Origin of the sequence: Streptococcus oralis subsp. tigurinus, from assembly GCF_002093575.1 — a bacterium.
Classification (GTDB): Bacteria; Bacillota; Bacilli; order Lactobacillales; family Streptococcaceae; genus Streptococcus; species Streptococcus oralis_CH.
In genome coordinates, this window is sequence record NZ_LNVH01000004.1 from 314,227 (window position 1) to 335,231 (window position 21,005).

The following is a 21,005-nucleotide window of genomic DNA, read 5'->3' on the forward strand; positions in this document are numbered from 1 at the left end:
AGGAGGCCTGATAAAATGGCAATCGTTTCAGCAGAAAAATTTGTCCAAGCAGCTCGTGACAACGGTTATGCAGTTGGTGGATTTAACACAAACAACCTTGAGTGGACTCAAGCTATCTTGCGTGCAGCAGAAGCTAAAAAAGCTCCAGTTTTGATCCAAACTTCTATGGGTGCTGCGAAATACATGGGTGGTTACAAAGTATGTAAACTTCTCATCGAAAACCTTGTAGAATCAATGGGAATTACTGTACCAGTTGCTATTCACCTTGACCATGGTCATTATGAAGATGCACTTGAATGTATCCGAGTTGGTTATACTTCAGTTATGTTTGACGGTTCACACCTTCCAGTTGAAGAAAACCTTGAAAAAGCTCGTAAAGTTGTAGAATTTGCTCATGCAAACGGCGTATCAGTAGAAGCTGAAGTTGGTACTATCGGTGGTGAAGAAGACGGAATCATTGGTGATGGCGAATTGGCTCCAATTGAAGATGCTAAAGCAATGGTTGCAACTGGTATTGACTTCTTGGCAGCTGGTATCGGTAACATCCACGGTCCTTACCCAACAAACTGGAAAGGTCTTCACCTTGATCACTTGCAAAAATTGACAGAAGCAGTTCCAGGCTTCCCAATCGTATTGCATGGTGGTTCAGGTATTCCTGATGACCAAATTCAAGCAGCTATCAAACTTGGTGTTGCGAAAGTTAACGTTAATACTGAATGCCAAATCGCATTTGCTAACGCAACTCGTAAATTTGTTGCTGAATACGAAGCAAACGAAGCAGAATACGATAAGAAGAAACTCTTTGACCCACGTAAATTCTTGAAACCAGGTTTCGAAGCAATTACAGAAGCTGTTGAAGAACGTATCGACGTATTCGGTTCAGAAGGTAAAGCATAATTTAGCTGAACAATACAGATAGAACCTGCCCATTAGGGTGGGTTTTTTGGTGTTTTAAGGAAACTATTAAGGCAGAATTTTGGGTTAAAAATATCATTTTATGAGAGAAATCTCTAATTTCATAATCTTCAAGCAAACGCTTGCATTCCGTTTTTTATTGGACTATAATAGGTTGGTATAAAGCCTTCTGTAATGATAAAATGTAGAAGGTGTAAAAAGTAAGGATTTAGAATATTTGTAGTCAAAAATACAATGTTGCTATTCCTTGCGACAGGGAGATAGATATGGCAATGATAGAAGTAGAGCATCTTCAGAAGAATTTTGTGAAGGCAGTAAAGGAGCCGGGGCTAAAGGGGGCTTTGCGCTCCTTTATTCATCCTGAGAAGCAGACCTTTGAAGCGGTTAAAGATTTGACATTTGAAGTTCCAAAAGGTCAAATTTTAGGCTTTATCGGGGCCAATGGTGCTGGGAAGTCGACAACCATCAAAATGCTGACAGGGATTTTGAAACCGACGTCTGGTTTTTGTCGGATTAATGGCAAAATTCCGCAGGACAATCGCCAAGACTATGTCAAGGATATTGGAGTGGTTTTTGGACAACGAACCCAGCTATGGTGGGATTTGGCTCTGCAAGAGACCTATACGGTCTTAAAAGAGATTTACGATGTGCCGGACTCGCTCTTTCACAAGCGCATGGACTTTTTAAATGAAGTCTTGGATTTGAAGGACTTTATCAAGGATCCTGTGCGGACCCTTTCACTGGGGCAACGGATGCGGGCGGACATTGCGGCTTCCTTGCTCCACAATCCTAAAGTTCTCTTTTTAGATGAGCCGACCATTGGTTTGGATGTCTCGGTCAAGGATAATATTCGTCGGGCCATTACCCAGATCAATCAGGAGGAAGAGACAACCATCCTCTTGACCACTCACGATCTGAGTGATATTGAGCAACTCTGTGATCGGATTTTCATGATTGACAAGGGGCAGGAGATTTTTGATGGAACGGTGAGCCAGCTCAAGGAGACCTTTGGCAAGATGAAGACTCTCTCCTTTGAACTGTTACCAGGTCAAAGTCATATCCTTTCTCAATATGAAGGCCTGCCTGATATAACCATTGATAGACAAGGAAATAGCCTCAATATTGAATTCGATAGTTCCTGCTACCAGTCAGCTGATATTATCAAGCAAACCCTATCTGATTTTGAAATCCGTGATTTGAAGATGGTGGATACGGATATTGAAGATATTATCCGACGCTTCTACCGAAAGGAGCTCTAAGATGGTCAAATTGTGGAGACGTTATAAACCCTTTATCAATGCAGGGATTCAGGAGTTGATTACCTATCGAGTCAACTTTATTCTCTATCGGATTGGGGATGTTATGGGAGCTTTTGTGGCTTTCTATCTTTGGAAAGCGGTCTTTGATTCCTCACAGGAGTCCTTGATTCAAGGCTTTAGTATGGCAGATATCACCCTCTACATCATCATGAGTTTTGTGACTAATCTTCTGACTAGGTCAGATAGCTCCTTTATGATTGGTGAGGAGGTCAAGGATGGTTCCATTATCATGCGCCTGTTGAGACCGGTGCATTTTGCGGCTTCGTACCTCTTTACAGAGCTTGGATCCAAGTGGTTGATTTTTATCTCTGTTGGACTGCCATTTTTAAGTGTTATTGTATTGATGAAAATCTTATCTGGGCAAGGGGGTATAGAAATACTGGGATTAACTATCCTTTACCTCTTTAGCTTAACCCTAGCCTACTTGATCAATTTTTTCTTTAATATCTGCTTTGGATTTTCAGCCTTTGTTTTTAAGAATCTATGGGGTTCCAATCTACTCAAGACTTCCATAGTGGCCTTTATGTCTGGAAGTCTGATTCCCTTGGCTTTCTTTCCCAAGATTGTTTCAGATATTCTGTCCTTCTTGCCTTTTTCATCTTTGATCTACACTCCAGTCATGATCATTGTTGGGAAATATGATGCCAGTCAGATTCTTCAGGCACTCTTGCTACAGTTTTTCTGGCTCTTAGTGATGATGGGCTTGTCTCAGTTGATTTGGAAACGAGTCCAGTCATTTATCACTATTCAAGGAGGTTAGTATGAAAAAATATCAACGTATGCATTTGATTTTTATCAGACAATACATCAAGCAAATCATGGAATACAAGGTCGATTTTGTGGTGGGCGTGTTAGGTGTTTTTCTGACTCAAGGCCTGAACCTCTTATTTCTCAATGTCATCTTTCAACACATTCCATCCCTAGAAGGCTGGACCTTTCAAGAGATTGCCTTTATCTATGGATTTTCTTTGATTCCCAAGGGATTGGACCATCTCTTTTTTGACAATCTCTGGGCACTAGGTCAACGACTAGTCCGAAAAGGGGAGTTTGACAAGTATCTAACACGTCCCATCAATCCGCTCTTCCATATCCTCGTTGAGACCTTTCAGATTGATGCCCTGGGCGAACTATTGGTCGGTGGAATTTTACTAGCGACAACAGTATCAAGCATTGCTTGGACTCTTCCAAAATTCCTGCTTTTCCTAGTCTGCATTCCTTTTGCGACCTTGATTTATACTTCCTTGAAAATCGCGACTGCCAGTATCGCTTTTTGGACTAAGCAGTCAGGCGCCATGATTTACATTTTTTATATGTTTAATGACTTTGCAAAGTATCCGATTTCCATTTACAATTCGCTTCTTCGTTGGTTGATTAGCTTTATCATCCCCTTTGCCTTTACAGCTTACTATCCTGCCAGCTATTTCTTGCAGGATAAGGATGTCTTCTTTAATATTGGTGGTTTGATTCTGATTTCCCTTGTCTTCTTTTTCATTTCGCTCAAACTCTGGGATAGGGGCTTGGATGCTTACGAAAGTGCAGGTTCGTAAGTTAGAAATCTTTCCTGAACTTTGGGATAAAAGCAATCCTTGCTTGATTTGGGTTAAGAAATTGTGAAATTTTCCCTTGACAATCGTTCTCAGAGTGCTATACTATGAAGGTAGTTGCCGATTTAGCTCAGTTGGTAGAGCAACGCACTCGTAACGCGTAGGTCACAGGTTCGATCCCTGCAATCGGCAGAATCAAGAAGCCCAATTAAGGCTTCTTTTTTTGTAACTATAGGAAAGGTGGAACGTTTGAGATAGGTTCTATTTGACGTCTGTGCCTCCTGCTTATAAATAAAAACTAAAATTTATATTTTGTGGTATAATATATTTTAATAAGCGCTTGTTTTCGTTCCGTTTTAGTGGACTATAGGCTGTTAATCATTCTAGAATTTTTTGCATAGGTTTTCTAAAAATTATAAAAATCCGTGGATAATAACGAATGAAGTCTAGCAAGCTTGGCTGAATATAAATCAAAAAGGAGAGAATTATGAATAAGAAAGAATGGGTAAAACAATTTGAGGAGGCGAATGGCCGCAAGCCGACTGCATCAGAATTAGCAGAGGCGCAGTCAACTAAAAAGTTTGCGAGAGGAACTAGAAACATTAAAATCTATATTGGGTTAGTCCTCGGTATTTTGGTTGCTATAATCCTAGTAAGTGTTTTCTCGCATTCTTTGATTGGAAAGAAAGAGTCAAATCAAGCATCGTCTGCTGTTTCAACTACAGAGTCAACAAGTCAATCGTCTACAAGCCAAGGAAAAACAGATGAGACTGATAAGGATAAACAAGAGGAAATTCAGAAACTCAAGAATCAACTGACTGCTTTAGATACCAAAATTACTGAAGCAGAAGCACTTGTTAGCAAGTTGAAGAAAGAAACTACCGTTCCAAAACTAGATATTGAAGCAATCAAGAACAATGATCTGTCTAGTTTAGAAGGTACTTGGCGTAGTCAATCTGGTAATGAATACATTATTAATGATTCTGGAGAAGTACGTGCGACTTGGTTTGCAAATGATCAAAAGTACGAATCTGTAGTTGGATTAAAGGTATCAAAAGGACAAGATAGTCGTAACCCTGAGACAGCGTCTATCAGTGCATGGGTAAAAGATTCTGTTGCTGGAGGATTTGTAGTAGTAGCTGTGCCAAGTGGAGTTGTTATGCAACCTGCTGATGACGGAAAGATTACAGATAAAAGCAATCATGCTGAGGAAAGACTACTTTCTGGGCAAGAGTATGGAGCGATGTTAATGAAACCAGAAGATGTTTATTATCGTGTGAAACCAGATACCAGTAAACTTGAGGAAGCAGAAAAGAACTTAGCTAAACTACAAGCAGATCGTGAATCAATCAAATCTTCTCTAGAGTCAAAGGAAAAGAAAAACTAGATTGTATTCGTTCAAAAATACTGTTGCAATCGGCAGAATCAAGAAGCCCAATTAAGGCTTCTTTTTTTGTTGTCGATAATATTCAACCACTTAGACTGAGATAGAGACCAGATAGGCAAAAGGGCTTGTTCTTGAAAAATTCCTCTGCTATAATGATTCATGTAAGGGACATGAAGAGTTGGTGTCAGACAACTCAAGTTTCCAAAAAAGAAAATGGAGACAAAAAATGAAAAAATTATTGGGACTTGTATTCTTAGTAGCAGCAGCGCTAGTATTGTATTTCGGCTCAGTTGGATGGCCAAGTTTGGATGTCAACCTCTGGTCACTCATTCCGGTAGGATTGTTCCTCTATTTCACGCTAGAAAACGTTTTGAAAAAAGACTACAAAGCCAGTCTCATGTGCTTGATCATTGCCTTTATCATTGCAAATGCTATCTTGGATCTCTTGCCAATTTCAAGTGGTTTGGTGATTGGTGCCGGTGTGCTAGCTTGTGTAGGGCTTGGCTACCTCTTTCCTGATAAAGATAAACAAGAAGACAAATAAAAAGTCTCGAGATTTCTCGAGACTTTTTTTACTGACCAGCGTAATATTTTTGGATCCCCTTTACGATGCCTGCGACCAGTTTATCTTGGTATTGGCTATCTCTGATTTGTTGGTTTTCGGTGAAATTATCCATATAACCAAGCTCTAGGAGAACCGCTGGTTTGGCTGTTTCGCGTAGGACAGCAAAGCTGCTCTCCAATAAACCGGCATCCTTAGCTCCTGTTTCTGCTAGAAGAGAGGAGTGGATGGCAGCGGCGAGGCGTTTGCTTTCACTCATACGATCAGGGTGATTGTGCCAGTATTGATTAATCTTACTTGGATAATCAGGTTCATCTCTATAGGAGTAGGTTTGAATACCGCTCGCTTTTGAGTAGGTATTACCAGTAGCGTTGAAGTGAATACTGATAAAAATATCAGAGTTGGTCTTATTAACCATACGAGAACGTTCGGTAACAAAATCAACGTCAATATCACTATCACGAGAAGTGAGGACCTTGTATCCTAGTTCTTCTAACTTAGTACGAAGCTTACGGTAAATCTGCATGTTGAGATCTTTTTCAGCTACATTGTAGTAAAAGGCACCTGAATCTTGACCACCATGCCCAGGATCTAGGAAGATAGTATTGCTGTATTGACCTTTTGTAAATCCACCTTCATTTGAAACTTCAGAAATCCATTGGCCATATTTTTGGAACAAGTGTTCCTTGCCGTCTATCTTGTAAGTTCCTGAAACATAATGTCCACTATCGTCCAGATAGTAACGAGCCTTGTAATAGTCGTCGTAAATCCACTCATTCTTGGCCATATAACCGCCAGACTTGAGGTAGTATGCTCCAATCCACTCCTGATTTGCATAACGGCCATCCGCTTTTAGATAGAACCATCTATTGTAGGATTTATCAAAAATCCACTCTTTTTCCGCCATGGCTCCACTGGCTTTGAGGTAGTAGCTTTCTTTCCATTTATTGGAAAGCATGACTCCATTTTGTTCAAAAGCATACCAAGAACCATTGATTTTCTCCCATTTGTCTTGGCTATATTTCCCATATGCATTAGCGTAATACCAATTTTCATTGATTCTCACCCAAGAGTTTTCTGCCATGGCTCCGCTACTGTCAAGCAGGTAGGCACCAATTGTTGTCTGGCTGAGCATCACGCCGTTTTTATCAAAGTAGTACCAAGAACCGTTGATTTTCTCCCACTTGTCTTGCGAGATTCTGCTAGATGGTGTGACATAATACCAATTTTGGTCTAATTTAGTCCAGCCCTTTTCTGCCATAGCTCCGCTTTTTGTGAGCAGATAGCCGTCAACGGCAGTGTTGCTGAGCATACTTCCAGTTTGATCAAAATAGTACCAAGAACCATTGATTTTTTTCCAAGTGTTCAGAGCTAGTCGTCCAGAGGAATCAGCATAATACCATTGGTTGTCCAAATTGGTCCAGCTATTTTCTACCATAACCCCATCTTGGTCAAAGGCATAGCCTTTGTAGATAGTAGAATGAAGACGATTACCATCTTGATCGAAGTAGTACCATTTGCCTTGGATTTGTTTCCAGTTCAAAGCAGGTTTATCATCTTGGTAAAAACGCCAGTGGTGATTTTCTTGGTACCACCCTTCTTTTTTGGGCTTGTCTTCTTGCACATTTACTTTCGGAAGAGTTTCTGATTTAGAGTTTTCCTCAACACTCGACTCTTTCTTTTCTTCTTTGGCAATTGCTTCCTTGACAACAGATGTGGATTGTGTTGTGTTTTCTTCTCCTAAGACGGATGCGGGTGCTAATCCTGCGATTGAAAGGATTAAAGCACTGGTCAGTAGTATCTTTTTCACTTTCTATTTCCTAACTTTTTTCCCTTTTTCATTTTTCCTATTAATTATCGAATTGAACTTCTTCTACTAAGTATTCGATAAAGCGTTCACCCATCTTAGACAGGCTGGTTTTTTCATGCTGGATATAGACTAGTTCAATCGGGTCGTCAATGTCCAGTGGAATGGAAACGATATTGTCTCCGTTGAGGTTGCTATTCAAAATCCCTGTCGCAATGGTATAACCATCTAAACCAATCAAGAGATTAAAGAGAGTGGCACGGTCACTGACTACGATGGATTTCTTATGGTGCTCTTGTGAAAGAATCTCTTCTGAAAAGTAGAAGGAGTTGTGCGTCCCCTGGTCATAACTCAGATAAGGGAAGTCTTCCAAATCAGCCAGTTTGACCTTGTCTTTTTTAGCTAGAGGGTTGGTCTTGCTGACAAAGATATGCGGTTGCGCAGTAAAGAGATGGTGAGCCAGCAGGTGATTGTCATCTAGCATTTTCGTTAAAACATCGCGGTTGTAGCTGTTCAAAAAGAGGACACCGACCTCGCTACGGAAGTTCTTGACGTCATCGATAATTTCCCAAGTCCGAGTTTCACGTAGGAAGAGCTCGTATTTTTCCATATCACTCTTTTTAAGTAACGATACAAAGGCATTGACTACAAAAGCATAGTGCTGAGAGGAAACGCTGAAAAGTTCGCGGTGGGCGATAGGATTTTTATAGCGTTCCTCCAGAAGCTGAGTTTGCTCGACAACTTGACGAGCGTAGGAGAGAAACTCCATCCCATCACGAGTCAAGGTAATGCCCTTGGGATTGCGGATAAAGATTTCAATGCCCATTTCATTTTCCAAGTCTCGAACGGCATTTGAAAGACTGGGTTGGGTGATAAAGAGTTGCTTGGCTGCTTCATTCATAGAGCCAGTTTCGACGATTTTGATAATATAGTGTAGTTGTTGAATTCTCATGTTTTTATTGTACCACACTTGCGGAAGAATGGGCAATGAAGACGAAGAAAATAGGGGGAAAGAGCCGGTCCAGTATTGAAAAAAAGTCTAGAATCTGCTAAAATGGAAGCTATGAAAACATTCTATGATGTGCAGCAATTTCTCAAACAGTTTGGCATTATTGTTTACATGGGGAAGCGCTTGTATGATATTGAACTGATGAAGCTCGAACTCTCTCGGATTTATGATGCAGGTCTGATGGACAAGCTAGACTATCTAGAGGCGGAAGCTGTTCTTCGTAGAGAGCACAAGATAGAATTAGACTACATAGAGAAAAATGGAGATAAGAACTTATGACAATTTGGATTGTTTGGGGAATCGTATTGGCGATGGCGGCATGGATGGGGTATAACTACCTTCGTATTCGTCGTGCGGCTAAGATTGTGGACAATGCAGAATTTGAAGCCTTGATTCGGAAAGGGCAATTGATTGATGTCCGTGAACCAGCAGAATTTCACAGAAAACATATCCTCGGAGCCCGCAATATTCCTTCAAATCAGTTGAAGTCAAGCCTTGCAGCCCTTCGCAAGGATAAACCTGTCCTTCTCTACGAAAACCAACGCGGACAACGAGTGACCAATGCAGCACTTTATTTGAAAAAACAAGGTTTCTCTGAGATTTATATCCTTTCTTATGGACTAGATTCCTGGAAAGGGAAAGTGAAAACGAGCTAAGATCAAGGAAAAGTTAATAAAGTCGGTCTCATATACTAAATTAATAATTATTTTAAGGAGTTTTTAAACATGCAAGACAAGAAAAAAAATCCACTTTTGGTGGGTATTCTATCTATCATTCTTAGTTTGTTATTTCCGTTGGGAGGTATTGGTTTAGGTATCACTGGTGTATTGTTTGCTAATGAACTTCAAAAAGAATCTGGACTTGATTATAAAACAGAGAGAATTGTATCTATTGTAGGTATTGTTCTTTCTGCTCTTAACTGGATTATTGGAATTATCTTACATATGAGTTAAAGAAGATTAAAAAAGCTTTAAATTTAAAGCTTTTTTCTTTTATCCACTTTTCTCTAAATAGTTTTTAATAATTTTCAATTCCTCTGGATTCAAGGGACGGTATTGTCCTTCTGCTAGTTCTGGGGCTAATGTAAAGTCACCGAATTGGACGCGTTTTAGGGCAGTCACCTTGACACCAACTGATAGAAACATCTTCTTGACTTGATGAAACTTGCCCTCAGAGATGGTGATGGAGGCATGGCTCTCTGTTGGGCCTGCGGATAGAATATCTAGTTTTGCAGGTTTACAAGTGGTTCCGTCTAAAAAGACAATCCCATCTTTGAATTTTTGGATATGGTCTGACGTGAGCGGTCCGTTGACTTCCACTTGATAAGATTTATCAACATGGTACTGGGGATGAAGGAGTTGAAAACCAAGAAGTCCATTGTCTGTCAAAAGGAGCAGTCCCGTCGTATCGCGGTCTAGTCTGCCGATAGCATAGAGCTGGTCAGACTGGATGTCAGGTGGAAGGAGGTCCATGACGGTTGGAAGTTTCTTATCCTTGCTAGCTGTAACGACTCCGTTTGGCTTATGAAGCATGAGGTAGTTGTGCTCGTAGCCTTGGATTTGTCGTCCTTGAAAGACTAATTTCTGTAATCCAGTGTCGACATTTTGAGCGAGTGAGCTGGCTGGACAATCATCTACTAGGATTTCTTTTTTTAATAAAGCCTGTTTCATAGCCTTGCGACTGACCTTTTCTTGGGCTAATAATCTATCTAAACGCATACCAGCTTATCTTATCATAAGTCTCTGACTTTGAAAAGAGTTGCCTTGACTAGAAAAGCAGAGTGAAAACATTTACACTTAGCTGAACTGTGATTTTTGAATGAGACTGTGGTATAATTGTTCAGTTAGAAATAAAAATTTAAATATTAGAGGAAATCATGACAAAATTAAGAGAAGATATCCGTAACATTGCGATTATCGCCCACGTTGACCACGGTAAAACAACCCTCGTTGACGAATTATTGAAACAATCAGAAACGCTTGATGCACGTACTGAATTGGCAGAGCGAGCTATGGACTCAAACGATATCGAAAAAGAGCGTGGAATTACTATCCTTGCGAAAAATACAGCCGTTGCCTACAACGGAACTCGTATCAATATCATGGACACACCAGGACACGCGGACTTCGGTGGAGAAGTTGAGCGTATCATGAAAATGGTTGATGGTGTTGTCTTAGTCGTAGATGCCTACGAAGGAACCATGCCACAGACTCGTTTCGTATTGAAAAAAGCCTTGGAACAAGACCTTGTCCCAATCGTGGTTGTTAACAAAATCGACAAACCATCAGCTCGTCCAGCAGAAGTAGTAGACGAAGTGTTGGAGCTCTTCATTGAGCTTGGTGCAGACGATGACCAGCTTGATTTCCCAGTGGTGTATGCTTCAGCTATCAACGGGACTTCTTCATTGTCAGATGATCCAGCTGATCAAGAAAAAACAATGGCACCAATCTTTGATACCATTATCGACCATATCCCTGCTCCAGTGGACAACTCAGATGAACCGTTACAGTTCCAAGTCTCACTCTTGGACTACAATGACTTCGTAGGACGTATCGGTATCGGTCGTGTCTTCCGTGGTAGTGTGAAAGTTGGGGACCAAGTTACCCTTTCTAAACTAGATGGTACAACGAAGAACTTCCGTGTTACAAAACTTTTCGGTTTCTTTGGTTTGGAACGTCGTGAAATCCAAGAAGCAAAAGCAGGTGACTTGATTGCCGTTTCAGGTATGGAAGATATCTTTGTTGGTGAGACGATTACACCGACAGATGCAGTTGAGCCTCTTCCAATCCTTCACATCGATGAGCCAACGCTTCAAATGACCTTCTTGGTAAACAACTCACCATTTGCTGGTAAAGAAGGTAAATGGGTAACTTCTCGTAAGGTAGAAGAACGCTTGCAGGCAGAATTGCAAACAGACGTTTCCCTACGAGTTGACCCAACAGACTCACCAGATAAATGGACTGTTTCAGGTCGTGGAGAATTGCACTTGTCAATCCTTATCGAAACTATGCGTCGTGAGGGTTATGAGCTTCAAGTATCTCGTCCAGAAGTTATCGTAAAAGAGATTGATGGTGTTAAATGTGAGCCATTTGAACGTGTTCAAATCGATACTCCAGAAGAATACCAAGGTTCTGTTATCCAAAGCCTTTCTGAACGTAAGGGTGAAATGTTGGATATGATCTCAACTGGTAATGGTCAAACTCGTTTGGTCTTCCTTGTTCCAGCGCGTGGTTTGATCGGATACTCAACTGAGTTCTTGTCAATGACTCGTGGTTACGGTATCATGAACCATACCTTTGACCAATACTTGCCATTGATTCCAGGTGAAATTGGTGGACGTCACCGTGGTGCCCTTGTTTCCATCGATGCTGGTAAGGCAACAACATACTCAATCATGTCTATCGAAGAACGTGGAACCATCTTTGTCAACCCAGGTACTGAGGTTTACGAAGGAATGATCATCGGAGAGAACTCTCGTGAAAACGACTTGACAGTTAACATTACTAAGGCTAAACAAATGACCAACGTTCGTTCAGCTACCAAGGACCAAACAGCTGTTATCAAGACACCTCGTATCTTGACACTTGAAGAGTCTCTTGAGTTCCTGAACGACGATGAGTACATGGAAGTAACGCCTGAGTCAATCCGTTTGCGTAAACAAATCCTCAACAAGGCAGAGCGCGAGAAAGCCAACAAAAAGAAAAAATCAGCTGAATAAGAGCTAGAAAGAGATAAAGATGGTCTATTTAATCATAGGGATACTCTTATTACTACTCTATGTATTTGCGACACCCCAAAGTATCAAAGGAACAGTCAACATCGTTATCTTGGTCTTTGTAGTTGTTGCACTCTTGATTTTGCTGATGTTATCCATCTTGCAAATCTTCCAATTACCGACAGAATTCTTTGTCACAATCGCCATGCTGGCTCTAGCCTACTTTAGCTTGAGAGACATTACGCTCATGCCAGTAAAAAAGAGCAGAAGAAGATAAATAGAAAGAGAGCTACGGCTCTCTTTTTCAATTTAAAATAAGATTTTTAAGACTTTCCTTAGGTGATTACGGGCGGTAGCGACTTTCTTCGAAATTCCATACCTAAACTTTGAGCCTATAGTCTCAAAGTTTCCGAATGCCTGAAATCTATTGTTTTCAGGCATTTTTATCACAACGGAAAGTCTAAGATTCCGTTTCTTGCAAAAAGGAATAAACCTAAAAATATTTTGTTCAAGTGAGTTTTTTTCCACATTTTAAGAGCTCTATATTGTTATAGAAGTTTAAAAAGTTAGTCCAAAAAAATATAATTATATTTTGCTAAAATCTATTGACAATTTATCATAATGGTGATATATTTGCGATAAATAGAAACCGATTTCATACTCTAAAATCTTACCTCCTGAAATCAATTTTCACCACAAGGAGTCTACTATGAAGAAACTATTCATATTATTATCAACTTTTTTTCTCAGCTTCTTCTTTGCTTGGATTATAGTCTTACGTGCGCCACAATATTTATATGCAAGCTATGATTCCGTTTCTCTACTTCGTGTCAAAAAAGATACTCAGGAACCGACGCGTGAGGTATTTGAAAAGGAATTAGAGAAGTTTGTAAACTCAGAACAGAGTTTAATAGCTAGAAGAATTGTAGAGCCGAGTAAGGATGGGACGACTCACTTTACTTATGCAACTTATGGTCAGGGAACATTACCAAAAGAATTCCAAGAAGCTAGCCAAGAAAGTCGTGAACGTAGTGATCCACTAAATAGTTATCTCCTTTTATCAGGCTCCTTGACGAAAGAAAAGCTAGCCGATAAATTAGGAGATTTGGGTTATAAAGCAATTGCTGACCGAAAGACACCTCCTTATTCTCTTGCTTTTCGAATTTTACTAAATCCACTTATTTTAATTAGTTTAGCAATATTTGGCTTATCTTTCTTTGCTTTAGTGATTATCACTCGGATTAAGGAAATGAGAGTAGCAGGTATAAAACTCTTTTCTGGTCAGACACTCTTATCAATCATGGGGCATTCTTTATCGACTGATATCAAGTGGCTCCTTCTATCAGCCCTCCTTTCCTTCCTAGGTGGGGGAGTCGTTCTTTTTAGTCAAGGTTTGTTTTATCCTATCTTGTTAGCTACCTATGGTTTTGGGATTAGTTTTTACCTTTTGTTTTTATTGGGGATTTCAATTTTACTAATGCTCCTTTACCTAATGAGTTTGAGTTACAAAGCATTAGTTCCCGTTATTAAGGGGAGATTACCCCTTAAACGCTTGATGACTTTAACCCTATTGTGTCAGTTAGTAGCTGTTTTTACAGTAGGCTACGCTGTTAAGACGGGTTTGACGTCTTACCAACGATTGAAAGAACTTGAAATTTCAAAACAAGCATGGAAGGATAGAGCAGATTATTATCAAATTTCTTTTGGTTTAGGTGATAGAGGAAAAGATACAGAAAATCTGAATAAGTGGTATGAATTTTCCAAAGAAGCAGTTGAAAAAGAACAGGCTCTATTTGTAAAAGATAATCTCATTCATTTTGCAAATCCTCAAGGAAAAAATGAACAGGGAGAGACACTGGATACCTATAGTCCAGATGCTAATGTTCTCTATGTCAGTCCAAGTTATTTGGATAAGGAAAATGTGGCTGTAAATGATGAGACTAGACAGAAACTAGCTCATCTTCAAAAAGGGGAATTTGGACTCTTATTACCAGAATCTCTTCGTTCACAGGAAGCAGAACTTAAGAAAGTTTTTGAAGAACGTTTGAACTATTACGGAAAATCAAGCGAGGATAAAGACGCTCCTTTAGAGTATGAAATGAGAGCGATTGTTAGCTATCTTCCAACAGGAGAAAAACGATTTGTTTATAATAACGGTGAAAGCCCGGTATCCATCCAGTACTTAACTGATCCGATTTTAGTTGTGTTTACTCCGACATCTACAGGTGATAGTTTCATTTCAAAATATATTTGGTCTATCAATGCTGGAAAGCAACTCTTTATCAAAGGATATGAGAGTGGTCTATCTCTCTTGAAGGAAGCTGGAATTTATGAGCAAGTATCTTATCTTAAAGAAGGAAGAAGTGTTTATCTAACTCGTTATAATGAAGTGCAAACTGAAACAGCAACTTTAATCTTAGGAGCCATTGTGGGGATAGCTAGTTCCTTGTTACTCTTTTATTCTGTCAATCTTCTATATTTCGAGCAATTCCGTCGAGATATCTTGATTAAACGAATTTCAGGTTTACGATTTTTTGAAACGCATGCTCAGTATATGGTTAGTCAATTTGCCAGTTTTGTATTTGGTGCTAGTCTCTTTATTTTACGCAGTAGAGACTGGGTAATTGGCTTACTCACTTTATTAGTCTTTCTAGTTAGTGCAGTTCTGACGCTTTACCGTCAAGCGCAGAAAGAATCTCGTGTTTCTATGACAATTATGAAAGGAAAATAGGATGATTGAACTAAAGAATATATCTAAAAAATTTGGAAGCCGTCAGCTATTTTCAGATACTAATCTTCATTTTGAAGGTGGGAAAATTTATGCCTTAATCGGTACAAGTGGCTGTGGTAAGACAACACTCTTGAATATGATTGGACGATTAGAGCCATATGACAAAGGGCAAATCATCTATGATGGCACTTCTCTTAAAGACATTAAGCCCTCTGTTTTCTTTAGAGATTACTTGGGATATTTATTTCAAGATTTTGGCTTAATTGAAAGCCAAACCGTCAAAGAGAATCTCAATCTGGGTTTAGTTGGTAAAAAGTTGAAAGAAAAAGAGAAAATCTCTTTGATGAAACAAGCTCTAAATCGTGTAAACCTATCCTATTTGGATTTAAAGCAACCTATATTTGAGTTATCAGGAGGAGAAGCACAACGTGTTGCACTAGCGAAGATAATTTTAAAGGATCCGCCTTTGATTCTCGCAGATGAACCAACTGCGTCGCTAGACCCCAAAAACTCTGAGGAATTACTTTCTATCCTAGAATCTTTAAAAAATCCGAATCGGACCATTATTATTGCGACCCACAATCCTCTTATTTGGGAACAAGTGGACCAAGTAATTCGAGTTACCGATTTATCACATAGATGATAAGAGAACATTAAGTTAGAAGAAAGAGTCACAAATACACTTTGTGGCTTTTTTATTTCCATAAAAATGGTAAAATAGTAGGAGTAGAAATGGAGTTTGAGACATGAAAGTAATCGATCAATTTAAAAATAAGAAAGTACTTGTTTTAGGTTTGGCTAAGTCTGGTGAGTCTGCAGCCCGTTTGTTGGACAAGCTAGGTGCCATTGTGACAGTAAATGACGGCAAGCCTTTTGAGGAAAATCCTGCTGCGCAAAGTTTGCTAGAAGAGGGAATCAAGGTTGTCACTGGTGGGCATCCTTTGGAATTGTTGGATGAAGATTTCGCTCTGATGGTGAAAAATCCAGGTATCCCGTATAGCAATCCCATGATTGAAAAGGCATTGGCAAAGGGAATTCCAGTCTTAACTGAGGTGGAGTTGGCTTACTTGATCTCGGAAGCGCCAATTATCGGTATCACAGGTTCAAATGGGAAAACAACCACAACGACTATGATTGGGGAAGTTTTGACTGCTGCCGGCCAACATGGTCTCTTGTCAGGGAACATCGGCTATCCTGCCAGTCAAGTGGCTCAAACTGCAACAGCCAAGGACACACTTGTCATGGAACTTTCTTCTTTCCAACTGATGGGTGTTCAAGAATTTCATCCTGAGATTGCGGTTATTACCAACCTCATGCCCACTCATATCGACTACCATGGTTCTTTTGAGGCCTATGTGGCAGCTAAGTGGAATATCCAGAACAAGATGACAGCAGTTGATTTTCTTGTTTTGAACTTTAACCAAGACTTGGCAAAAGAATTGGCTACTAAAACACAAGCCACTGTTGTTCCATTTTCAACTCTTGAGAAGGTTGATGGAGCTTATCTGGAAGATGGTCAACTCTACTTCCGTGGGGAAGTGGTCATGGCAGCGAGTGAAATCGGTGTTCCAGGTAGCCACAATGTGGAAAATGCCCTTGCGACTATTGCTGTAGCCAAGCTCCGTGGCGTGGACAATCAAACCATCAAGGAAACTCTATCAGCCTTTGGAGGTGTCAAACACCGTCTCCAATTTGTGGATGAAATTCAGGGTGTCAAATTCTATAACGATAGTAAGTCAACCAATATCTTGGCTACTCAAAAAGCCTTGTCAGGATTTGACAATAGTAAGGTTATCTTAATTGCAGGTGGTTTGGACCGTGGGAATGAGTTTTACGAATTGGTGCCAGATATTACAGGGCTCAAGAAGATGGTTATCCTCGGTCAGTCTGCAGAACGTGTCAAACGGGCAGCGGATAAGGCTGGTGTGGCTTATGTGGATGCCACTGATATTGCAGATGCGACCCGCAAGGCCTATGAGCTTGCGACTCAAGGAGATGTAGTCCTTCTCAGTCCTGCAAATGCTAGCTGGGATATGTATGCTAACTTTGAAGTACGTGGCGACCTCTTTATCGACACAGTAGCGGAGTTAAAGGAATAATATGAAAAAAATTGTCTTTACAGGTGGGGGGACGGTTGGACATGTCACCCTCAATCTTTTGTTAATGCCTAAGTTCATCGAAGACGGCTGGGAAGTTCACTATATTGGTGATAAACACGGAATCGAACACCAAGAAATCCTCAAATCAGGCTTAAATGTTACCTTCCATTCTATTGCGACTGGGAAGTTGCGCCGCTATTTCTCTTGGCAAAATATGCTGGACGTGTTTAAAGTTGGTTGGGGAATTGTCCAATCGCTCTTTATCATGTTACGACTGCGTCCACAGGCCCTTTTTTCTAAGGGAGGATTTGTCTCTGTACCGCCGGTTATCGCAGCGCGAGTGTCAGGAGTGCCAGTCTTTATTCACGAATCGGACCTGTCTATGGGCTTGGCCAATAAAATTGCCTATAAATTTGCGACCAAGATGTATTCAACCTTTGAGCAAGCTTCAAGTTTGTCTAAGGTTGAGCATGTGGGAGCTGTCACCAAGGTTTCAGACCAAAAAACTCCTGAACCAGATGAATTGGTGGATATCCAAACCCACTTTGATCCTAAATTGCCAACGGTATTGTTTGTCGGTGGTTCTGCAGGAGCTCGTGTATTTAACCAATTGGTGACAGATCATAAGCAAGAACTGACAGAGCGCTACAATATTATCAATCTCACTGGAGATTCAAGTCTCAATGAGTTGAGTCAAAATCTCTTTCGTGTTGATTATGTGACAGATCTCTATCAACCCTTGATGGAGATGGCAGATGTGGTGGTGACGCGTGGTGGTGCTAATACGATTTTCGAGCTCTTGGCCATGGCGAAACTCCATCTCATCGTACCATTGGGTCGTGAAGCAAGTCGAGGAGACCAGATTGAAAATGCAGCCTACTTTGTTAAGAAAGGCTATGCAGAAGAACTTCAAGAAAGTGACTTGACCTTGGAAAGTTTGGATGAGAAACTCAGTCACTTGCTTAGTCACAAGGACAAATACCAAGCTAGCATGAAAGCTTCGACTGAATTGAAATCTCTTGCGGATTTTTACGATTTACTAAGAAAAGACCTATCATAAGGAATATCAATGTCAAAGGATAAGAAAAAAGAATCAAGCCCTAAGAAAGAATTGTCTGAATGGCAGAAACGAAACCAGGAATACCTGAAAAAAAAGGCTGAGGAAGAAGCTGCCCTAGCTGAAGAGAAGGAAAAGGAAAAACAAGCTCGAATGGGGAAAAACTCTAAGTCGTTAGAGGAAAGTAAGAAATCATCAAGTTATTCCGACCAGAACGAAACTGTTCCAGACGAGGAACCATCCGAAAAAGAAGAGAAATCTAAAAAGGATGATCCTAAAGTCAAAGAAGAAAAGAAGAAAAAAGAAAAACCAGAGAAACCAGCCAAGCCTAAAATTGCACCTGTTCATATTTGGCAAGCTGTGAGTATCTTGGTACCGAGTGTCCTGGTCCTCCTTCTTTCAGTCTATTTGTTGACCCCGCTGTCGACCATCAAAAATATCGATGTTAAGGGAAATAGTAACACGCAGGCGGATGACATCAAACAGGCTTCTGGAATTCAAGATAGTGACTATACCTTAGCCCTATTGTTGGATAAGGAAACATACGCTGAGCGAATCAAGTCGAATCATTGGATAGAATCGGCGAAGATTGACTATCAATTTCCGACTAACTTTACGATTGAGGTTAAGGAATTTGATATTGTCGGTTATTATGTGTCTGGTGAAGAGTATTATCCAATTCTTTCTAGTGGTACAGTAGAGTCAACTCCTGTAAATCGCTTAAACTTGCCTGAGACTTATCTGACAGTTACCTTTAATGACGAGCAACAGGTGAAGGAACTGATCACAGGATTATCTACCATCAGTGAGGATATCAAGAGTCAAATCCAGAAAATCGAATTAGCGCCAAGCAAGGCAACAGCAGATCTTTTAAAAATTACTATGCTGGACACAGATGAGGTTTTGGTTCCCTTGTCAGAATTGAGCAAGAAATTGCCTTATTACAGCAAAATCAAGCCACAATTGACAGAACCGAGTGTAGTCGATATGGAAGCTGGAGCATACAGCTATACCATAGCGGATAAGCTAATAGAAGAAGCAGAAGAAAAAGCCAAACAAGAGGCTAAGGAAGCTGAGAAGAAAAAACAGGAAGAAGAAAAGAAAAAACAAGAAGAACAGGGAAATCAAAGTCAAACGAGCCAGCAGTCACAGAGTCGTTAGACTAACTTTTTCTCTTGATTTTTGAATGGTATAGAAGTCCAGTTTCAAGTTTTTGCTTGACAAGTCCTACTATAAATAATAGAATAGAAAAAAACCTTTAAAGCAGTCCAGAGAGGCAGCTAAGGTTAGACGGTGAAAGGGTGGAGACTACCCATTTTTCGTGGAACCTTGCTGTTGGCAGGTTCCTTTTTTCGTGGTTTGTTTTTGACTATACTCTCTTGCTTGCAAAGGTAAAAGGAGAAAGGTATGCGTGAATATCGTCCAGTTATTGCTCTTGATTTTCCTAGTTTTGAGGCGGTCAAGGAATTTTTATCTCTTTTCCCAGCAGAAGAAAGTCTTTATCTAAAAGTGGGGATGGAGCTTTATTATGCGGAAGGTCCAGAAGTTGTCCGTTATTTGAAGTCACTGGGTCATAGTGTCTTTCTGGATCTCAAGCTACATGACATTCCAAATACAGTCAAATCTGCCATGAAGGTCTTATCTCGGCTTGGTGTAGACATGACCAATGTTCATGCTGCTGGTGGTGTGGAGATGATGAAGGCTGCGCGTGAAGGTCTTGGAAAAGAAGCAAAATTGATTGCTGTCACTCAATTGACTTCAACTTCTGAAGAACAAATGAGAGACTTTCAAAATATCCAAACCAGTCTACAAGAGTCTGTGATTCACTATGCCAAGAAGACAGCTGAAGCTGGCTTGGACGGTGTCGTTTGCTCAGCTCAGGAAGTCAAGCTTATCAAAGAAGCAACAAGCAAAGATTTTATCTGTCTGACACCAGGAATTCGTCCAGCGGGAGCTGCGGTAGGAGACCAAAAACGCGTCATGACACCAGCGGACGCCTATCAAATCGGTAGTGACTATATCGTAGTGGGACGTCCCATTACCCAAGCTGAGGATTCTGTTGCAGCTTATCATGCTATTAGGGATGAATGGAACCAAGACAGAAATTAAAGAAATAGATCATAAAAACAAAAGGAGAATACTATGACACTTGCTAAAGATATCGCTAGCCACCTCTTGAAAATCCAAGCCGTTTACCTCAAACCAGAGGAGCCTTTCACTTGGGCATCTGGTATCAAATCGCCGATTTATACTGACAACCGTGTGACGCTTGCCTATCCAGAAACTCGGACCTTGATTGAAAATGGTTTTGTGGAAGCTATTAAAGCAGAATTTCCAGAAGTAGAAGTGATTGCAGGAACTGCAACAGCAGGGATTCCTCACGGAGCGATCATCGCTGATAAGATGAACTTGCCTTTTGCCTACATCCGCAGCAAACCAAAAGACCACGGAGCTGGTAATCAAATCGAAGGTCGCGTAGCACAAGGTCAAAAAATGGTAGTGGTTGAAGACCTCATTTCAACGGGTGGGTCTGTTCTTGAAGCCGTAGCAGCTGCAAAACGCGAAGGAGCCGATGTTCTTGGTGTCGTAGCGATTTTCAGCTATCAATTGCCAAAAGCAGATAAGAACTTCGCAGACGCAGGTGTGAAATTGGTGACTCTTTCAAATTACAGCGAACTCATCCACATAGCACAAGAAGAAGGTTATATCACGCCAGAAGGACTCGCTCTCCTAAAACGCTTTAAAGAAGACCAAGAAAATTGGCAAAACGTTTAAAACATAGAAAATCAGGTAGTCACTAGGATTATCTGATTTTTTATATGCGGGCAATAAAACAAAGGTTCCTAAAGGTAAAGAAGAA

General features: G+C 40.4%; 21 protein-coding genes, 1 tRNA gene and 1 pseudogene. 20 read left to right on the top strand and 3 right to left on the bottom strand.

Annotated features, from left to right (window positions below; translation table 11 throughout):
* The first annotated feature begins 15 nt into the window (after positions 1-15).
* The 8 genes and pseudogenes from ATE37_RS06540 to ATE37_RS06575 all read left to right on the top strand — a co-directional run bounded on the left by ATE37_RS06540 (position 16) and on the right by ATE37_RS06575 (position 5,709).
* Positions 16-897, top strand: coding sequence for a class II fructose-bisphosphate aldolase (locus ATE37_RS06540; RefSeq protein ID WP_084868428.1), 882 nt, complete (start codon positions 16-18; stop codon positions 895-897).
* A 284-nt stretch (positions 898-1,181) separates the two neighbouring features.
* On the top strand, positions 1,182-2,174 hold the full coding sequence (locus tag ATE37_RS06550) for an ABC transporter ATP-binding protein (protein ID WP_084868430.1): 993 nt from the start codon (positions 1,182-1,184) through the stop codon (positions 2,172-2,174).
* 1 nt (position 2,175) lies between these two features.
* Positions 2,176-2,994: an ABC transporter permease gene (locus tag ATE37_RS06555; protein ID WP_084868431.1), complete on the top strand. Its 819-nt coding sequence runs from the start codon at positions 2,176-2,178 to the stop codon at positions 2,992-2,994.
* Between the two features lies 1 nt (position 2,995).
* On the top strand, positions 2,996-3,781 hold the full coding sequence (locus ATE37_RS06560; RefSeq protein ID WP_084868432.1) for an ABC transporter permease: 786 nt from the start codon (positions 2,996-2,998) through the stop codon (positions 3,779-3,781).
* Positions 3,777-3,848 (top strand): annotated as a pseudogene (locus ATE37_RS10650) (GNAT family N-acetyltransferase); the annotation flags it as partial. The gene ATE37_RS06560 and the pseudogene ATE37_RS10650, both read left to right, overlap by 5 nt.
* A gap of 49 nt (positions 3,849-3,897) precedes the next feature.
* A tRNA-Thr gene (locus ATE37_RS06565) sits at positions 3,898-3,970 on the top strand.
* A gap of 295 nt (positions 3,971-4,265) precedes the next feature.
* Positions 4,266-5,165 (top strand): DUF6287 domain-containing protein, encoded by a 900-nt coding sequence (locus ATE37_RS06570; protein WP_001034434.1) that lies wholly within the window; start codon positions 4,266-4,268, stop codon positions 5,163-5,165.
* A 226-nt stretch (positions 5,166-5,391) separates the two neighbouring features.
* Complete coding sequence (locus tag ATE37_RS06575; protein ID WP_084868433.1) at positions 5,392-5,709, top strand: hypothetical protein; 318 nt, start codon at positions 5,392-5,394, stop codon at positions 5,707-5,709.
* 28 nt (positions 5,710-5,737) lie between these two features.
* Here ATE37_RS06575 and ATE37_RS06580 read toward each other — a convergent pair whose 3' ends face one another.
* Positions 5,738-7,537 carry an N-acetylmuramoyl-L-alanine amidase gene (locus ATE37_RS06580; protein ID WP_084868434.1) on the bottom strand — a complete coding sequence of 600 codons (1,800 nt, stop codon included), beginning with the start codon at positions 7,535-7,537 and terminating at the stop codon, positions 5,738-5,740.
* A 40-nt stretch (positions 7,538-7,577) separates the two neighbouring features.
* Entirely contained in the window at positions 7,578-8,486 is a 909-nt protein-coding gene (locus ATE37_RS06585) for a LysR family transcriptional regulator (protein ID WP_084868435.1), read from the bottom strand.
* A gap of 102 nt (positions 8,487-8,588) precedes the next feature.
* Here ATE37_RS06585 and ATE37_RS06590 point away from each other — a divergent pair, with 102 nt between their 5' ends.
* The 3 genes from ATE37_RS06590 (at position 8,589) to ATE37_RS06600 (ending at position 9,496) form a co-directional block, all read left to right on the top strand.
* Complete coding sequence (locus ATE37_RS06590) at positions 8,589-8,822, top strand: YqgQ family protein (protein ID WP_044135604.1); 234 nt, start codon at positions 8,589-8,591, stop codon at positions 8,820-8,822.
* A complete protein-coding gene (locus ATE37_RS06595) occupies positions 8,819-9,199 on the top strand; it encodes a rhodanese-like domain-containing protein (protein ID WP_061588331.1) in 381 nt (126 codons plus the stop codon). The genes ATE37_RS06590 and ATE37_RS06595 overlap by 4 nt, the downstream gene beginning before the upstream one ends.
* A 69-nt stretch (positions 9,200-9,268) precedes the next feature.
* Positions 9,269-9,496: a hypothetical protein gene (locus ATE37_RS06600; protein WP_084868436.1), complete on the top strand. Its 228-nt coding sequence runs from the start codon at positions 9,269-9,271 to the stop codon at positions 9,494-9,496.
* A 39-nt stretch (positions 9,497-9,535) separates the two neighbouring features.
* Here ATE37_RS06600 and ATE37_RS06605 read toward each other — a convergent pair whose 3' ends face one another.
* A complete protein-coding gene (locus ATE37_RS06605) occupies positions 9,536-10,261 on the bottom strand; it encodes a 16S rRNA pseudouridine(516) synthase (RefSeq protein ID WP_084868437.1) in 726 nt (241 codons plus the stop codon).
* A gap of 158 nt (positions 10,262-10,419) precedes the next feature.
* Here ATE37_RS06605 and typA point away from each other — a divergent pair, with 158 nt between their 5' ends.
* The 9 genes from typA (at position 10,420) to pyrE (ending at position 20,920) form a co-directional block, all read left to right on the top strand.
* A complete protein-coding gene (gene typA, locus ATE37_RS06610) occupies positions 10,420-12,261 on the top strand; it encodes a translational GTPase TypA (RefSeq protein WP_000164119.1) in 1,842 nt (613 codons plus the stop codon).
* Between the two features lie 19 nt (positions 12,262-12,280).
* Positions 12,281-12,535 (top strand): DUF3165 family protein, encoded by a 255-nt coding sequence (locus ATE37_RS06615; protein WP_000262661.1) that lies wholly within the window; start codon positions 12,281-12,283, stop codon positions 12,533-12,535.
* Positions 12,536-12,967: 432 nt separating this feature from the next.
* A complete protein-coding gene (locus ATE37_RS06620; protein WP_007517602.1) occupies positions 12,968-14,989 on the top strand; it encodes a bacteriocin-associated integral membrane family protein in 2,022 nt (673 codons plus the stop codon).
* 1 nt (position 14,990) lies between these two features.
* The gene (locus ATE37_RS06625) at positions 14,991-15,632 is read left to right on the top strand and encodes an ABC transporter ATP-binding protein (protein ID WP_000571283.1); all 642 of its coding nucleotides are present in this window, start codon (positions 14,991-14,993) and stop codon (positions 15,630-15,632) included.
* 103 nt (positions 15,633-15,735) lie between these two features.
* Positions 15,736-17,088 (top strand): UDP-N-acetylmuramoyl-L-alanine--D-glutamate ligase, encoded by a 1,353-nt coding sequence (gene murD / locus ATE37_RS06630; protein WP_084868438.1) that lies wholly within the window; start codon positions 15,736-15,738, stop codon positions 17,086-17,088.
* Position 17,089: 1 nt separating this feature from the next.
* On the top strand, positions 17,090-18,148 hold the full coding sequence (locus tag ATE37_RS06635; RefSeq protein ID WP_084868439.1) for a UDP-N-acetylglucosamine--N-acetylmuramyl-(pentapeptide) pyrophosphoryl-undecaprenol N-acetylglucosamine transferase: 1,059 nt from the start codon (positions 17,090-17,092) through the stop codon (positions 18,146-18,148).
* Between the two features lie 9 nt (positions 18,149-18,157).
* Positions 18,158-19,306: a cell division protein FtsQ/DivIB gene (locus tag ATE37_RS06640; RefSeq protein ID WP_084868440.1), complete on the top strand. Its 1,149-nt coding sequence runs from the start codon at positions 18,158-18,160 to the stop codon at positions 19,304-19,306.
* Positions 19,307-19,552: 246 nt separating this feature from the next.
* Positions 19,553-20,254 carry an orotidine-5'-phosphate decarboxylase gene (pyrF, locus tag ATE37_RS06645; RefSeq protein ID WP_084868441.1) on the top strand — a complete coding sequence of 234 codons (702 nt, stop codon included), beginning with the start codon at positions 19,553-19,555 and terminating at the stop codon, positions 20,252-20,254.
* Between the two features lie 33 nt (positions 20,255-20,287).
* On the top strand, positions 20,288-20,920 hold the full coding sequence (pyrE, locus tag ATE37_RS06650; RefSeq protein WP_084868442.1) for an orotate phosphoribosyltransferase: 633 nt from the start codon (positions 20,288-20,290) through the stop codon (positions 20,918-20,920).
* The last annotated feature ends 85 nt before the right edge of the window (positions 20,921-21,005 follow it).

Bases quoted from the DNA above. Each gene is read 5' to 3' on its own strand.
- ATE37_RS06585 (WP_084868435.1), bottom strand. From the start codon at position 8,486: ATGAGAATTCAACAACTACACTATATTATCAAAATCGTCGAAACTGGC.
- typA (WP_000164119.1), top strand. From the start codon at position 10,420: ATGACAAAATTAAGAGAAGATATCCGTAACATTGCGATTATCGCCCAC.
- ATE37_RS06640 (WP_084868440.1), top strand. From the start codon at position 18,158: ATGTCAAAGGATAAGAAAAAAGAATCAAGCCCTAAGAAAGAATTGTCT.
- ATE37_RS06540 (WP_084868428.1), top strand. From the start codon at position 16: ATGGCAATCGTTTCAGCAGAAAAATTTGTCCAAGCAGCTCGTGACAAC.
- ATE37_RS06550 (WP_084868430.1), top strand. From the start codon at position 1,182: ATGGCAATGATAGAAGTAGAGCATCTTCAGAAGAATTTTGTGAAGGCA.
- pyrE (WP_084868442.1), top strand. From the start codon at position 20,288: ATGACACTTGCTAAAGATATCGCTAGCCACCTCTTGAAAATCCAAGCC.
- ATE37_RS06620 (WP_007517602.1), top strand. From the start codon at position 12,968: ATGAAGAAACTATTCATATTATTATCAACTTTTTTTCTCAGCTTCTTC.
- ATE37_RS06570 (WP_001034434.1), top strand. From the start codon at position 4,266: ATGAATAAGAAAGAATGGGTAAAACAATTTGAGGAGGCGAATGGCCGC.
- ATE37_RS06560 (WP_084868432.1), top strand. From the start codon at position 2,996: ATGAAAAAATATCAACGTATGCATTTGATTTTTATCAGACAATACATC.
- murD (WP_084868438.1), top strand. From the start codon at position 15,736: ATGAAAGTAATCGATCAATTTAAAAATAAGAAAGTACTTGTTTTAGGT.
- ATE37_RS06555 (WP_084868431.1), top strand. From the start codon at position 2,176: ATGGTCAAATTGTGGAGACGTTATAAACCCTTTATCAATGCAGGGATT.
- ATE37_RS06595 (WP_061588331.1), top strand. From the start codon at position 8,819: ATGACAATTTGGATTGTTTGGGGAATCGTATTGGCGATGGCGGCATGG.
- ATE37_RS06600 (WP_084868436.1), top strand. From the start codon at position 9,269: ATGCAAGACAAGAAAAAAAATCCACTTTTGGTGGGTATTCTATCTATC.
- ATE37_RS06590 (WP_044135604.1), top strand. From the start codon at position 8,589: ATGGAAGCTATGAAAACATTCTATGATGTGCAGCAATTTCTCAAACAG.
- ATE37_RS06605 (WP_084868437.1), bottom strand. From the start codon at position 10,261: ATGCGTTTAGATAGATTATTAGCCCAAGAAAAGGTCAGTCGCAAGGCT.
- ATE37_RS06575 (WP_084868433.1), top strand. From the start codon at position 5,392: ATGAAAAAATTATTGGGACTTGTATTCTTAGTAGCAGCAGCGCTAGTA.
- ATE37_RS06615 (WP_000262661.1), top strand. From the start codon at position 12,281: ATGGTCTATTTAATCATAGGGATACTCTTATTACTACTCTATGTATTT.
- pyrF (WP_084868441.1), top strand. From the start codon at position 19,553: ATGCGTGAATATCGTCCAGTTATTGCTCTTGATTTTCCTAGTTTTGAG.
- ATE37_RS06625 (WP_000571283.1), top strand. From the start codon at position 14,991: ATGATTGAACTAAAGAATATATCTAAAAAATTTGGAAGCCGTCAGCTA.
- ATE37_RS06635 (WP_084868439.1), top strand. From the start codon at position 17,090: ATGAAAAAAATTGTCTTTACAGGTGGGGGGACGGTTGGACATGTCACC.